Origin of the sequence: Acinetobacter sp. LF10 (assembly GCF_048585715.1) — a bacterium.
GTDB lineage: Bacteria > Pseudomonadota > Gammaproteobacteria > Pseudomonadales > Moraxellaceae > Acinetobacter.
This window is the reverse complement of sequence record NZ_CP184160.1, coordinates 1,377,225-1,392,774: the sequence shown is the minus strand read 5'-3', so window position 1 is coordinate 1,392,774 and position 15,550 is coordinate 1,377,225. Positions and strand designations below refer to the sequence as shown.

The following is a 15,550-nucleotide window of genomic DNA, read 5'->3' as shown; positions in this document are numbered from 1 at the left end:
TTCCTATAGGTCGAATCACCAAAACTTGCATAGTGTAGCCCAATTTCTCTACTTTCGCAGAACAACTTTTCACCATTATGTTGCAATTAATTAGGGAGTTGCAACATAATGAATTAACGTAATGCACCAATATAGTGATGAGCAACTTGCGCTTTGTAAATTTCCTCATCAGTTACTTCTGAGGAATATGTATCCAAATCATCAATCATCGTATTGATTGAATCATCTTTAGCTTCATCAAGGGCCAAAATTGGCTCAGGGTATAAATCAATTAAAGAACCTAAGCGTGCAGCATAACGTTCTAACTCTGTATCTTCAGTTGCTAATGCGATTTCTACGACATACTTTGCATAATCTTTATCGTGGACTAAATACATAACATCAATAACTCGACCAGACACTCGTCTTAATCGCACGTACATTTGAGTTGCAACAGAAAAAGCTTCGGCATTTAGTACAAGTTCATGGTTCATATTTGCTTTCATAACGTCCTCACATCGTTGGGAGAAGTGTTTGTTGATCATCCGCTTAGAGAGAAGCAAAACATGTACCAACTATTCAAATATATTCAAAAAATTATTTTCTTTACATCATGATACTCTGAGTCTATATAAGAAAAAATGGATAAACATTCCCACGATTCACATCCAATACCTATGCTGTGAATACACTTTGAAAAGAAAATCGGACACATCAAATACAGCACAAAAGTTTTAATCCGATTGATCGGCAGGCTGCCAATTCTGTGAACAAAGGCAATAATTAAAAAATTTATACAGAACAATTCACTTTATTTTGGGGTTTGAGAGTCCAGTTTGATGTAAATAAATTTTAAAATTCCTACCAATGATGCAAATATCAACCGCATCAATACTCCAAAATCAGTTAAAATAGCCGATTGCTAAAAATGTTTTGGAAATTTGAATGAACGCTAAACCACGTCTAACAGACTATTGGGTGACCTGTGCTGACGGGCTTGAAACCTTATTACAACAAGAACTTGAGAATTTAGGCATTCAAAATATCCAACGTTTTGCTGGACGTTTAATATTTAAAGGCACACTAGAGAATGCCTATCGCGTTTGTATGTGGTCACGTCTTGCCTCTCGTGTGTTGTTACCAATTCATACCCATGAACTTGAATTTACGCATGATGCACGTGATGTTGCAGAAGAGCTCTATGAAGGTGCAATTAGCTTTGACTGGTCTCTAATTTTTGCACCACAAAGTACCTTTGCTGTTCGTCTACATGTAGAACGCGAAATTAAAGTCAATACACAATTCGCTACACTACGAGTTAAAGATGGTGTAGTTGATTCATTTATGGAAGCGGTTGGAAAACGCCCAAGTATTGATATTAAACAGCCCGAAATTACACTTTATGTACTAGCTGGTAAAACCGAGCATACTTACTGCCTAGATTTATCAGGTGATTCTTTACATAAACGTGGCTACCGTCACTTTATGACGGATGCACCGATTAAAGAAAACCTTGCAGCGGCAATCTTACAAAAAGCAAAACTACAACAACTGCAACCTGATTTAATTCTTGACCCAATGTGTGGTTCAGGCACATTCATTATTGAATCATTAATGATTTTAACTGATCGTGCACCAGGTTTAGTACGTCGCTTTGGCTTCAATGGTTGGCATGGACATGATCGTGAACTGTGGTTATCACTTAAAGCAGAAGCAGCAGAACGTCATGCAAAGGCTTTAGAGCAACCTCTGCCTAAGTTTTATGCCTACGATGCGGATTGGGAAGCAGTTAAAGCTACTCGCCAAAACATCATTGCAGCAGGTTTTGAAAAAATCCTCGATCAGATTCAAATTGAGGAACGTACTTTAGCTGATTGGGATGATTTCCACGCTGAAGGTAAAAAAGCCTTTATTGTCACCAACCCGCCTTATGGGGAACGTTTAGGTGATAAGGCGTCTAGTCGATCATTCTATTTAGGCCTATCAGGATTATTACAAAAGAATTTTCCAAATCAACCTGTTGCCGTGATTGCAGCACAAATTGAACAAGCAGATGTACTTGCCATTAACGAACCTCAAACTTTACGTTTGATGAATGGTAAACTTCCAATCTATATCCGTTTCGGCACAGTAAAGCCTGCAGCCGTAGTTCAACCATTCTTGGCGACTTGGCAACCTCAGCAATTTGAAAAAATTGAAGGTGCGGAAGATTTTACCAATCGTTTGCAAAAAAATATGCAAGCCTTAAAGAAATGGGCTGTGAAGGAAAATATATTTTGCTTACGTTTGTATGATGCCGATCTACCTGATTTTAACATTGCCGTAGATTTATATGGAGATCGTTTGCACGTTCAGGAATATGCACCACCAAAAACAATTGATCCTGAAAAAGCAAAAAAACGTTTTAATTTGGGTTTAGCTGCCATTCGTGCAGTGACGGGCTTAAATCGTGACGCAATTTTTATCAAAACCCGTGCAAAGCAAACGGGAACCAATCAATATGAAAAACAAAGCACTGCGTCTAAACGTTTTATTGTGCAGGAAGGCAAAGCTAAAATTCTCGTCAATTTAACAGACTATTTAGATACTGGTTTATTCTTAGATCACCGTCAAATTCGTCTAAGAATTGCCAAAGAAGCACGTGGCAAACATTTTCTTAATCTTTATAGCTATACCTCAACTGCTAGCTTACATGCAGCACTTGGCGGTGCAGCAAGTACCACGAGTGTCGACCTATCAAATACTTATTTGAATTGGTCAAAAGAAAATTTTGTATTGAATGGTTTAACTGTAGATCATGCTGATGAACAACATATGTTCTTTTCGAGCGATTGCTTTGAGTGGTTAAAAGAAGGCCATGAACAATACGATCTCATCTTCATTGACCCTCCAACTTTCTCTAACTCAAAAAAGTTTTATGGCACATTTGATGTACAGCGCGACCATGTTTCCCTGCTTAAACGTGCAATGAATCGTTTAACCAGTGATGGTACTTTGTACTTCTCAAATAACTATCGTGGGTTTGAGTTAGATGAAGAAATCGAAGCAATCTATCAAGTTGAAGAAATTACTTCTGAAACGATAGGACTAGACTTTAAACGTAATCAAAAAATTCATCGTGCTTGGAAAATCCAACACCCTGCAATCTAAGGAATAGCATATCTCATCATTTGAAAGTGATTCTGGCTCTTTTAATATTAGGAGAGTCAAATTCATAAATCATAAAACGATCTGGAGCTTCAGTATGGGGCTTCAAATTCACTTTCTTTTTCTCACGGACATCCATTAGAGATGTTTTCTTTTGTTCTTCGTAAGGCGACAAAGCTCCTTCACCAAGCATACTAATTCTTATTTCACGTAAATTACGATCGCTTAAAACACGTTGCGTACGCCAACGCTCCTCTTCCGGCTGCATCGCATCCCGCTGTGCTTTCTCAATAATATTAGGCAGCGCCTTGTTCAACATACCTGTTTGCAAGGCTAAAGTTCCCTCTGTCATCGGTTGTGCAGCCGAACCAATTAATGGTAAAGCCGTCAAGAACACAATTACACCAATATAAGTGTAATAATGCTGCTTATTCTCCATTTTAATTCATCCTGAATTTTTTTCTTATTTATTCCGAAACTATCAAGCTTTTCATAAAATCGCAATGTCATTGGTAATATTCCTTAGGAAATCAGATAAATTGCACTGATATAAAAAAAAATGGCGATTTTCATCACCATCTTTTTAGCCAATCATTCAAATTAGATTTAGCTAAGTTTCATTTTATCAAAGACAAGCTGACCACTATCACCTTTAATCAGAATATTATCTCCCGGCTGGAATTCACCAGATAAGATTTTCTGAGCCAAGTTATTTTCAACTTGTTGCTGTATTGCACGTTTTAGTGGTCGTGCGCCATAGATTGGATCAAAACCAGCATCAATCAATAGATCAAATGCACTATCATCAACAGTTAAACCCATATCTCGTTCGCTCAGACGTGAACGTAAACGATTCAATTGAATATCCGCGATACCACGAATTTGAGCTTTCTTCAACGAATGGAAAATGACTAATTCATCAATACGGTTAATGAACTCTGGACGGAAATGCTGAGTTACCGCACTCATGACCACTGTTCGAACTTCCTCATCAGTTGCACCTTCACCTAATTCACGAACATCTTGTGAACCTAGGTTAGATGTCATCACAATGACCGTATTTTTAAAATCGATAACACGACCTTGAGAATCAGTTAAGCGACCATCATCCAATACCTGTAACAGGATATTGAATACATCTGGATGGGCTTTTTCCACTTCGTCAAATAACACCACACTATATGGCTTACGACGAACAGCTTCTGTTAAAACTCCGCCTTCTTCATAACCGACATATCCCGGAGGAGCACCCACTAAACGGCTGACAGAATGCTTTTCCATAAATTCAGACATATCGATACGAATCATGGCATCATCACTATCAAACAAGAAGTTTGCTAATGCTTTAGTTAGCTCAGTTTTACCTACACCTGTCGGTCCAAGGAATAAGAATGATCCACTCGGACGATTCGGATCAGATAAACCTGCACGTGAGCGACGGACTGCATTGGAAACTGCAACCACAGCTTCATGTTGCCCGACTACACGGTTATGTAAAAACTCTTCCATATTCAGTAGTTTTTCACGTTCACCTTGTAGCATTTTCGCCACAGGAATGCCTGTTGCCGCACTCACTACTTCAGCAATTTCATTTTCAGTCACTTTGGTACGAATTAGCTTCGGTTCTTCATTTTCCTCAGCGACTTCCGCTTGTTCCAAGCGTTTTTGCAACTCAGGAATCACGCCATATTGTAAGCGTGCTGCTTCAGCCAAATCACCTTCACGTTTTGCTTTTTCTAAAGCAACACGTGCTTGATCCAATTCAACTTGAGCTTTCTTATCACCTTCAACGAGTGTTTTCTCGGCTTTCCAAATTTCCTCTAGATCATTATATTCTTTTTGCTTTTCAGTAATTTGCTGTTCAAGATGATTCACTTCAGCTTTACTACCAGCATCCTCATCTTTCTTCACTGCTTCCAATTGCATTTTCAACTGGATTAAACGACGATCAAGTTTATCTAAAGCTTCGGGTTTAGAATCAATCTCCATTTTAATACGTGAAGCAGCTTCATCAATTAAATCAATGGCTTTATCAGGTAATTGACGATCTGTGATATAACGATGCGACATTTTTGCAGCTGCAATAATTGCTGAGTCTAAAATTTGAACGCCATGATGTGTTGCATATTTTTCTTTTAGACCACGCAAAATCGCAATGGTATCTTCCACACTTGGTTCATCAACTAATACTTTTTGGAAACGACGTTCTAGTGCCGCGTCTTTCTCAATATATTGACGATATTCATCTAAAGTTGTTGCTCCAACACAACGTAACTCACCACGCGCTAAAGCAGGTTTCAACATATTACCTGCATCCATCGCGCCATCACCTTTTCCTGCACCTACAAGTGTATGTAATTCATCAATAAATAGGATGACTTCACCTTCTTGTTTTGCAAGATCATTCAGAACGGCTTTCAAACGTTCCTCAAACTCACCGCGATATTTAGCACCTGCAAGCAACGAACCTAGATCCAAAGACAATACCCGTTTGCTTTTTAGACTTTCAGGAACTTCACCATTAATAATTCGTTGCGCTAGACCTTCAACAATCGCAGTTTTACCCACGCCAGGTTCACCAATCAAGACTGGGTTATTTTTAGTTCGGCGTGATAAAACCTGTATTGTGCGACGTATTTCATCATCACGACCAATAACTGGATCAAGCTTACCTGCCAAAGCACGTTCTGTTAAATCAATGGTATATTTATTCAATGAATCGCGTTGATCTTCATGATTATTGCTCATGACTTTGTCATTTCCTCGAATATTTTCAATTACTTTGCGTAAACTATCTGGTGTTACCCCAACGCTGTTTAATATCGTTTTGGTTTCACCTGTTTCCGCTAAACTTAACAACACCCAATCTGTTGATAAAAATTCATCGCCTGCTTTTTGCGCATAACGATCAGCTAAATTTAAGATCTTTACCGCTTCAGGATTAAGATTAATATCTCCTGTTGGATTTGATAAAGTCGGTGCATTTCTTATCGCTTGTTCTAACTTTTGTTTCAACTCTGGCAAGCGTGCACCTGATTGCTGCAACAAACTTAAATTGGCAGGCTCTTCTAGCAAAGTCGATAAAATATGAATACCTGCAATAGAAGTATGGTCTTTACCCATTGCCAATGATTGTGCATCTGAGAGAGCTTGCTGTAGACGGTTCGTAAATTTTTCAAAACGCATTCTTGTTATTCCTCACAACAAATTTTTAACTTACCACTAAGATGGGAACACTTTTTAAAATTTCAAATAAAATTTATATATTTTTCAATATTTTGTATAAATTAAAATTTATAAAACTTGGTGATAATATGGGTATATAAACAATCTATTTCAAGTATATTTTGTATAATTTTCTATCTATTCTGATTTAAACAATATCCATATTGTTATTTTACGGCGAAACTTTTAACTTAAGACTTTACTTCATTTAAAAATGATCGTTATGCATTTAAGAAGAATTGTAATAGCTAGTATTTGCCTTTTCCCTATTCAGATAGCTATTGCTCAATTACCACAGAATTCACGACATGCAGGTGGTATAGCCGTCATCCCACTTTCATCAACGACTACCCAAGTTTTCTATGAGAAAAAACCAATTCTAATTGCACAAGAAGGCACTCAACGATACGCTATTTTTGGAATTCCTCTTTCTACCCCGTTGGGAACGTTAAGCCTATCAACCAATACTGTGCCCATACAGATTGAAATACTGCCATATCAATATGCTGAACAGCACCTCAATGTAAAAAACCAAGACTATGTTAATCCGAATCAAAATCAACTTGATCGATATGCTTCCGAAGCAAAAGAACAAAATGAGATTTATAATTCTTTCAGTCAAAGCGATTGGACTGAATTTCCAACTTTTATTCCACCAACAGCAGGCAAATTTAGTAACTCATTTGGACGCAAACGTTTCTTTAATAATGAAGAACGTGCCCCACATTCAGGTCTAGATATTCCAGCACCAATTGGCCAAAAAGTTGTAGCGCCAGCAGATGGGATTGTCGTTCAAACTGGTGATTATTTTTTCAATGGTAAGACTGTTTTGATTGATCACGGTCAAGGTTTAATCAGTATGTTCTGCCATCTCAGTAAAATTGAGGTTTCAAAGGGACAACACATTACTCAAGGTGAGCTTTTAGGTTTAGTTGGAAATACAGGTCGCGCGACAGGTCCACATTTACATTGGGGAATGAGTCTAAATAATGCACGTGTAGATCCGCAGTTATTTATAAAATGAAAATTATTTAGGCAATAAAAAAGTGATCTAACCACTTAGACCACTTTTTAGTTAAACTTAATAATAAAAATTATTCAGCTTCTACAATTTCAAAGTCATGTGTGATTTCTACCCCACCATCAGACAACATTTTGCTTGCTGAACAATATTTTTCTGCCGAAAGCTCAACAGCTTTTTCAACTTGCTTGGCTTTAACAGATTTTCCCGTCACAACAAAATGTAAGTGAATTTTTGTAAATACCGCTGGGATCGTATCAGCTCTTTCAGCCTTTAACTGACACACAACATTGGTCACATCTTGGCGTGATTTCTTTAAAATAGTCACAATATCAAACGAAGCACACCCACCAAGTCCCATTAAAATCAATTCCATAGGACGTGGACCACGGTTTTCCCCACCATACTCAGCAGAACCATCCATCACCACACTATGGCCACTTTCTGATTTCGCTTCAAAAGCAACATTCTCTAACCAATGTACACTTGTTTGCATTGCAACTACCCGAAAAACGTTATAAATTTACTCTAGTTCTTGTACACTAACATAAAATGAGTTGATAAGGAATTTCATCTCTTCTGTGTAGAAAAGGCTCTAATGGGGCCTGTGCGATCGGTTTTATCCAAATTCGGAAATTTTAAGCATGACTTCAAATTTTTCACATCTTAGCACTGATGCTTTGTCTCCAGGTCAATTACCTGAATCAGTTAAAGCATTGCTAAAACGTGCTCACATTAATAGATACCCTAAACGCACCACGATTGTTGACGCTGGAACAGAATCAAAATCACTGTACTTAATATTAAAAGGTTCAGTATCAATCATATTACGTGAAGACGATGAGCGTGAGATTGTTGTTGCATACCTCAATCCAGGTGATTTCTTTGGTGAAATGGGGTTGTTTGAAAATAACCCTCAACGTACTGCTGAAGTCCGTACTCGAGATATTTGCGAAATTGCAGAAATCTCATATGAAAATTTCCACGAACTCAGCAAGCAATATCCTGACCTGAGCTATGCTGTATTTGCTCAGCTTGTTCGCCGCCTGAAGAATACAACGCGTAAAGTCACTGACTTAGCATTTATCGACGTATCTGGTCGTATTGCTCGTTGTCTAATTGACTTATCTGCACAACCTGAGGCAATGATTCTACCGAATGGTCGTCAGATTCGTATTACACGTCAAGAAATTGGTCGTATTGTGGGTTGTTCACGTGAAATGGTTGGTCGTGTTTTAAAAACACTTGAAGATCAAGGCATGATTCAAACTGATGGTAAAGCAATTTTAATTTTTGATACTTCTTTAGATGATAACGCATTTTCTGAAGATGAATTTGATGATGAGGATTAATCCCCTCTAGCTTTAAGCTAATTTCAAAGCCAGTGCAAACCACTGGCTTTAATTTTATTCAGATAAAGCTAAACTATTTAGCTTTTCATTAATTCTGCTTACATAATTACTATGATTATAGAGATAATCAGAATTTAAAGCCTTGCGAACTTTTTTTATAATTCTTGTTAATCATGGGTATATTTATAAGATACTGATTTGGAGCAAATAAGTATGAAAAAATTGGCTTTAAGCCTTTGTGCAATGACTGTAATAACGATTTCAGGTTGTGCATCATTTGCAGATATGGCAGGTGCTGACAGTGCCACATTAAATGCTCAGTCAGCTCAAAGCTTTGCAAAGATGACACAGGAAGCTCGTGCCAAAAATCAATTGGATATGAGTTCTAGTACTTATCAACGTATTAACTCAGTATTTTTGCGCTTAAAACCGTATGCTGACCAAATGAACCAAACTGGTCAGCGTTTTGATTGGCAGTTAGCAGTACTAAAATCAGATACTGTAAATGCCTATGTAGCGCCAGGTGGGAAAGTCGTTTTCTATACGGGTATTGTGAACAAGCTAAATTTGACCAATGATGAAATAGCAGCAATTATGGGACACGAAATGACCCATGCCTTAGAAGAACATGCCAAAAGTAAAATTGGTGCGCAAGCACTTACAAACTTAGCGATTGGTATTGGTACGTCTTATGCGGGTGCGAATATTGGTGAAGCTGGTAATGCAGCAATTGCTTTAGGTAGTCAAATTGGTATTGGTTTACCCTATTCTCGTAGTTTAGAAAGTCGTGCTGATTTTGGTGGGTTAATGCTGATGGCAAAAGCAGGATATAATCCAAATGCAGCAATTAGTCTTTGGGAAAAAATGGATCGTCTAGATGGTGCTGGTGGTGCATCATTCTTATCAACTCACCCATCAAATAGTCAACGTATTGGTGATATGCGTAAAAATTTACCTGCTGCTCTGGCAGTTTATAATAAACGTCGTTAATTTAGTCAAAGCCATTAGATCTCATTTTAGAGATTTAATGGCATATCCTTTAGCTGTCTTATATGCAAAAACTCTAATTTATCTCAGCAATTTTTGAATCCGTTTCAACAGTCTGATTAATCCCTATCAGCTTTTGAATTTTCCCCGTTTGCGGAGCAATAACTGGAACTTCCATTTTCATTGCTTCCATAATTGCAATTGCCTCACCTTGGTTTACATGATCATTTTCTTGAACTTTCCATACAGTGATTACACCACTCATCGGTGCTAAGACACTATTACTACTTGGGTTATGATCAGAATCATTTGGTGGTTGTGTCCCGACTAAACTAAAAAATCCATTTGGTAAGCCAATCTGATGCAACTTTCCATCTATTTCAATTGGATAACGTTGTAATTCAGCTTGATTACTCAGTTTACTGCGTGAATAGTGAGGATAATCATGTCGACTATCTTGTTCAATCCAACGTGTATGTACTTTAAACTCATCAATAAAGTCAGCATCTGACAGGATTGCACGATGGAATGGTAATACTGAAGCAATGCCCTCTATTTCAAAATGGGCAAGCGCCCTTTTAGCCCTTTGAATTGCAATCTCGCGAGTTGCACCAGTCACAATTAATTTCGCAATTAAAGAATCAAAATGACTTGAAACAAGACTTCCAGTCATGACCCCTGTATCAAGGCGAATACCAATTCCTGATGGTGGGTGAAAACGAGTAAGCTGTCCAAATGCTGGGATGAAACCACGTGCTGGATCTTCCGCATTAATTCGGAATTCAATTGCATGTCCTATTGGTTTTGGCATTTCTTGAATCGAAAGTGGTTGACCTAAAACAATTCGAATTTGTTCTACAACTAAGTCTAGGCCCGTAGTTTGCTCAGTCACTGTGTGCTCGACTTGTAGACGTGTATTAACCTCTAAGAATGAAAGTTGACCATTTTGACTAAGTAAATACTCGACGGTACCTGCTCCGATGTAATCTGCAGCGCGGCAAATTGCAATAGCAGATTGCACTAACTGAGCTTCAATATGCTCATTAATAAATGGTGCAGGCGCTTCCTCGACTAGCTTTTGATTACGGCGTTGTAAAGAACAATCTCTCGTTCCTACCACGACAATATGCCCCTGTTGATCAGCAATAATTTGTGCTTCCAAATGCCGAGGCTTATCCAGATATTGTTCAACAAAACACTCCCCTCGACCAAAAGCTGCGAATGCTTCTCGCACAGCCGACTCATATAAATCAGCGACTTCGTTCAATTGCCAAGCAACTTTTAAACCACGTCCACCACCGCCATAAGCAGCTTTAATCGCAATCGGCAGACCATATTGTTTAGCAAAATCTAAGGCTTCTTGAGCTGATTGAAGTGGTTGTTCAGTACCATGAACCAAAGGTGCATTTACCGACTGTGCAATCTTACGCGCTTGTATTTTGTCACCAAGTTTGTCGATAGTTTCAGGAGATGGTCCAACCCAAATCAGCCCTGCATCCATCACAGCTTGGGCAAATTCGGCACGTTCTGATAAAAAACCATAACCAGGATGAATCATGGTCACTTGGGCTTTATACGCAATATCAATAATTTTATTGATATCTAAATAAGTTTGCTGTGCTGTTTGTCCTGATACTGCCCAAGCTTCGTCTGCAAGTTGAACATGCAAACTGGCAATATCATCATCTGCATAAATAGCCACTGATGTAATATCCATATCCTTACATGCGTGAATAATGCGTACAGCAATTTCTCCACGATTCGCAATCAGTAGCTTATGTTGCTTATGCATCTTTTTTGACATCCATGAAATCAGAAATTTTACGAAATTGAATATGGCAACCAGCTGGAATCTGTGCAATTAAGTCCAAATGATATAAGGCAACTGCTGCGATCACAGGATAACCACCTGTAATGGGATGATCATTCATAAATAATACAGGCTGACCATTTGGAGGAATTTGCAAAGCACCTGTACAACAACCTTCGCTCGGTAATTCTTGCTCGAATTGTCGCGTTAAAGGCTGATCACCCACTAATTTCAATCCAATTCGATTACTCTCTGTACTCACTAACCAAGTTTGTTTAAACAATAAATCAAGGCTTTCTTCGGCAAACCAATCTGTACGCGGTCCTAACACGAGATCTATCTCAATAATCTCACCTCGTTTAGGTAATTTAATCGGTATTACATTTAATCTAACAGGCTGCGTTTTTAATTGGGCAGAATGAATCTCATAACCGACTTGAATTGGTTTTGTACCCAATTCAGCCAAAGAGTCATAACTGGCACTTTCTAGTACTTGCTTAACGGCGATACCGCCACGTAGCGCAATATAATTACGAATGCCTGCGGTAGGTACAGCAATATAAATTTCATCGCCATAATCTAAAGCAATCGGCTGATACAAAGCCACTTTAACTTTATCCGCGCCAATATAAGTAATCCAGACTTCCGTTTCAGCACCTGTCACAGCCATAACCGTCGGTTCCAAAACTTGTAATCGCACTCCACCATTTAAAACTTCTATGACGGCTGCATTCTTTGGATTACCAACAATTAAGTTTGCCTGACGAAATGCCTTTTGATCCATAGCTCCTGCTCGCCCCACACCTAGCTCAGCTAAATTTTTACGCCCTTCATCTTGGATTAATACTTGTAAGCCAACATTTTTAACGCGTAACACGGCAGGTTTTTCAATCAATTTTTCTTGAGAAAATGTCTGAGCAGGGACACTAATTTGGGTTGGATTATGACTATCATCCTTGAAGATGACATGATCACTCGGCATTAATAAAGCTGGCTGTTGTCGATGAATATCCCACAATATCTCATTAGTCTGTCCAATCAACTGCCATCCACCCGGACTATCTTGAGGATAAATACCGCTATATTCGCCTGCTAAACCAACAGCCCCTGCACTAACTTTTTTACGTGGTGATGCTAAGCGTGGAATACTCCCAAATACTTGCTCAGGATTGGTTAGATAAGCAAAGCCGGGAGCAAAGCCAATAAATGCAACTTGCCAATAAGAGTTGGTATGTTTCCGAATGACTTGGTCAGTACTTATTCCTAAATATTCAGCAACGTTATTTAAATCAATACCATTATAGCGCACACCGATAACGATTTCCTTCCCTTGACGCAAAGTATCCTGACTGATTTTTTGGCTTGAAATCCATCGAATCAGTATATGCATCTCGACCAATAATGAATCAAAATAAATCAGTATGCTACGTGCCGCAGGAATAAGTTCTTTTATATGAGGATGCTGTGCTTGTTTTAAGCAGTAATGAACCGCCATTGTTTCTTCTAAACTTTCAAGCTCAATCAAAAAACAATCTAAATTAACGGATAGAAATCGCATAAATAGCTCGTTTAAAACATTTAAAATTTACTTAAGCACAAAAAGCACGAACTTCAATTTTATTCTCTAACAATACTTGGCAAATCTTTTCTGCCATTTGTACTGCCCCAAAGGTATCACCATGTAAACAAATTGTATCAGCCTGAATCGCTGTGAAATCTCCTTCAATCGACTCAATACCACCGTTCTGAATCATGCTCAGTACACGTTGAGCTACGACTTCTGCATCATGTAAAACAGCACCTTCTAAACGGCGTGAAACTAGTTCACCATTACGATGATAAGCACGATCAGCAAACGCTTCAGAAATAACACCAACTCCCTGCTCACGAGCAAAATTAATTAATGGTGAACCCGCCAATGCAACTAACACTAATTTTTTATCTAAATGCTGTATTGCATCAATCACTGCTTGAGCTTGAGTTAAATTGGTGGCAATGGTGTTATATAAGGCACCATGTGGTTTGACGTAAGTCACTTTTGTTCCAGCGACTTGAGCCAACCCATGCAGCGCTGAGATTTGATAAAGCACATCTGCGTATAATTCATCATAAGATACATCCATATTACGGCGACCAAAACCAACCCGATCTGGATATGAGACATGCGCTCCCACACTGACATTTTGAGCAGCAGCTTGTTTTAAGGTATTTAACATATTGACAGGATCGCCTGCATGAAAACCACATGCAATATTGGCACTACTCACAATCGCAAGAATCTGCTCATCATTTCCCATTTTCCAAGCACCATAGCTTTCGCCTAAGTCGCTGTTTAAATCAATATGCATATATAAACCTAATGCTGATTTTTATGATCCGATAATTGAGTAATATATTCGAAGTGGTTAGAAAATCACATATTTTATCGAATTTAACAGCTTATAACTCTCGATTAATACATAGCTATACTTGAATAAATGATTTTAAATTACATATTTTTTGTTTTACGAAGTTCTCTTGGTGTCATGCCAAATAGCAGTTTGAACTGGTCCGTAAATCGAGACTGAGATTGATAACCACATTGCTCAGCAATAGGCGTCGGCTATTCAACATTAGATAAATGGATTCGTGAATGCAGTGACTGAGAGCTTCTCCCATACATTGAAAGGTCATGTGGTGCATGGGAGTCTGTTTGATACTCGAAAAGAGGCGAATGCTGCACTGCTGTCCCATAGTTAGACTTAAATAAAAAACCTGAGTCCAAAGTAGTTAAAATATAAGTGCGAACAAACACTTCAACTACAAGGATTCAGATTTTGTCACATCAGAATACGGTATTTCATCAATTACTCAAGCCCATTTTGAGACAAGATTTTGAACGTCTTGCAAAACAACACCATCAAGGACAAAAATTAAGATCTGCAACACGATGGGATCAATTTATTGTTATTTTGATGTCTCAATTATCATACCGTCAAAGCTTAAGAGACATTGAATCTAATCTCGAATCACAACAGGAAAAGCTTTATCACCTTGGTGCCAAAAGAATTGCACGAAATACCTTAGCAAGGATTAATGAAGAACAACCAGCTAGCTTGTATCAACAATTGTTTATCCAACTACTTCAACATTGTGAAAATTCCAAGATTGCTCATAAATTTCGATTTAAAAATCCATTATATTCACTTGATGCGAGTCATATTGATCTTTCACTGTCATTGTGTGAATGGGCAAAAGTACATGAGTCCAAAGCCAGTATAAAACTTACAGTTGGGTTAAATCATAGCAACACTATTCCTGAGTTTGTTGCGCTTGGTGATGGTATTGAAAATGACATGGTACAAGGTCGACGACTCAAATTCCCGTCTGGAAGTATCGTTGTATTTGATAAAGGGTATGTTGATTATCAATGGTTTGCAGAAATGACCAACCAAAAAGTCAGCTTTGTCACTAGGCTGAGACCAAAGACAGTTTATGAGGTGAAATCAAAACAAGATGTGTTAGCCAGTAAGGGGATTCTTGCGGATGAATATATTGAGTTGAGTAGTGATTATGCTAAAAAGCGTGGTGCACCTAAGCGATTAAGACGTATAAAGTTTTATTATGAAAAAAAGAAAAGAACGTTTGAGTTTTTAAGTAATATAGTAAATCTGTTAAAAATAGCATACACTCATGGAATGAGTTATTCAGAACATTTTAGAAAGAAAGTATTAGCTAAGCTTGAAGAAGGATATTCTATTCGAGCTGTTGCTGCTCAATTTGAAATTGATAAAAATACGATTGTCCAATGGAAGAAACGTATAGAGATCAAAAGAACTCGTCCACGTAAACCTTCTAAAATCGATAATGATGCTTTACGTGCTGATGTTGAAAAATATCCTGATGACTATCAATATGAACGGGCTGCACGTTTTGGATGTGGAGCTTCATCTATTGGTGATGCTTTAAAACGCTTAGGTATTACAATAAAAAAAAGACGCTAAGTCACCCAAAAGCTAACTCAGAACTTAGAGAAAGATTTATTGAACA

At 38.1% G+C, this 15,550-nt stretch carries 12 protein-coding genes and 2 pseudogenes; 6 read left to right on the top strand and 8 right to left on the bottom strand.

Annotated features, from left to right (window positions below; all coding sequences use genetic code 11):
- Positions 1-113: 113 nt before the first annotated feature.
- A complete protein-coding gene (locus ACN19N_RS06655; RefSeq protein WP_269230175.1) occupies positions 114-485 on the bottom strand; it encodes a hypothetical protein in 372 nt (123 codons plus the stop codon).
- A gap of 439 nt (positions 486-924) precedes the next feature.
- Here ACN19N_RS06655 and rlmKL point away from each other — a divergent pair, with 439 nt between their 5' ends.
- Entirely contained in the window at positions 925-3,129 is a 2,205-nt protein-coding gene (gene rlmKL / locus ACN19N_RS06650; RefSeq protein ID WP_420002247.1) for a bifunctional 23S rRNA (guanine(2069)-N(7))-methyltransferase RlmK/23S rRNA (guanine(2445)-N(2))-methyltransferase RlmL, read from the top strand.
- A 16-nt stretch (positions 3,130-3,145) separates the two neighbouring features.
- On the opposite strand, the gene ACN19N_RS06645 is transcribed toward rlmKL, so the two are convergent.
- Positions 3,146-3,565 carry a hypothetical protein gene (locus ACN19N_RS06645; protein WP_269239478.1) on the bottom strand — a complete coding sequence of 140 codons (420 nt, stop codon included), beginning with the start codon at positions 3,563-3,565 and terminating at the stop codon, positions 3,146-3,148.
- A 167-nt stretch (positions 3,566-3,732) separates the two neighbouring features.
- Positions 3,733-6,312 carry an ATP-dependent chaperone ClpB gene (gene clpB, locus ACN19N_RS06640; RefSeq protein ID WP_420002246.1) on the bottom strand — a complete coding sequence of 860 codons (2,580 nt, stop codon included), beginning with the start codon at positions 6,310-6,312 and terminating at the stop codon, positions 3,733-3,735.
- Positions 6,313-6,574: 262 nt separating this feature from the next.
- Between clpB and ACN19N_RS06635 the strand changes: the two genes are divergently transcribed.
- Positions 6,575-7,375, top strand: a complete 801-nt coding sequence (locus ACN19N_RS06635) for a peptidoglycan DD-metalloendopeptidase family protein (protein WP_420002362.1) — start codon at positions 6,575-6,577, stop codon at positions 7,373-7,375.
- Positions 7,376-7,445: 70 nt separating this feature from the next.
- Here ACN19N_RS06635 and ACN19N_RS06630 read toward each other — a convergent pair whose 3' ends face one another.
- On the bottom strand, positions 7,446-7,868 hold the full coding sequence (locus ACN19N_RS06630; RefSeq protein ID WP_269230143.1) for an OsmC family protein: 423 nt from the start codon (positions 7,866-7,868) through the stop codon (positions 7,446-7,448).
- A 148-nt stretch (positions 7,869-8,016) separates the two neighbouring features.
- Here ACN19N_RS06630 and crp point away from each other — a divergent pair, with 148 nt between their 5' ends.
- Positions 8,017-8,724 (top strand): cAMP-activated global transcriptional regulator CRP, encoded by a 708-nt coding sequence (crp, locus tag ACN19N_RS06625; protein ID WP_269230142.1) that lies wholly within the window; start codon positions 8,017-8,019, stop codon positions 8,722-8,724.
- Between the two features lie 213 nt (positions 8,725-8,937).
- A complete protein-coding gene (locus ACN19N_RS06620) occupies positions 8,938-9,714 on the top strand; it encodes a M48 family metallopeptidase (RefSeq protein ID WP_269230141.1) in 777 nt (258 codons plus the stop codon).
- A 73-nt stretch (positions 9,715-9,787) separates the two neighbouring features.
- Here ACN19N_RS06620 and ACN19N_RS06615 read toward each other — a convergent pair whose 3' ends face one another.
- The 4 genes and pseudogenes from ACN19N_RS06615 to ACN19N_RS06600 all read right to left on the bottom strand — a co-directional run.
- Complete coding sequence (locus tag ACN19N_RS06615; RefSeq protein WP_420002245.1) at positions 9,788-11,503, bottom strand: acetyl/propionyl/methylcrotonyl-CoA carboxylase subunit alpha; 1,716 nt, start codon at positions 11,501-11,503, stop codon at positions 9,788-9,790.
- Complete coding sequence (locus ACN19N_RS06610) at positions 11,496-13,079, bottom strand: 5-oxoprolinase/urea amidolyase family protein (protein WP_420002244.1); 1,584 nt, start codon at positions 13,077-13,079, stop codon at positions 11,496-11,498. The genes ACN19N_RS06615 and ACN19N_RS06610 overlap by 8 nt, the downstream gene beginning before the upstream one ends.
- A gap of 31 nt (positions 13,080-13,110) precedes the next feature.
- Positions 13,111-13,869, bottom strand: coding sequence for a LamB/YcsF family protein (locus tag ACN19N_RS06605; protein ID WP_420002243.1), 759 nt, complete (start codon positions 13,867-13,869; stop codon positions 13,111-13,113).
- Between the two features lie 140 nt (positions 13,870-14,009).
- Positions 14,010-14,114 (bottom strand): annotated as a pseudogene (locus ACN19N_RS06600) (helix-turn-helix domain-containing protein); the annotation flags it as partial.
- A 187-nt stretch (positions 14,115-14,301) separates the two neighbouring features.
- Here ACN19N_RS06600 and ACN19N_RS06595 point away from each other — a divergent pair.
- Positions 14,302-15,108 (top strand): annotated as a pseudogene (locus ACN19N_RS06595) (IS4 family transposase); the annotation flags it as partial.
- A gap of 90 nt (positions 15,109-15,198) precedes the next feature.
- Positions 15,199-15,504: an IS630 transposase-related protein gene (locus ACN19N_RS06590; RefSeq protein WP_269228194.1), complete on the top strand. Its 306-nt coding sequence runs from the start codon at positions 15,199-15,201 to the stop codon at positions 15,502-15,504.
- The last annotated feature ends 46 nt before the right edge of the window (positions 15,505-15,550 follow it).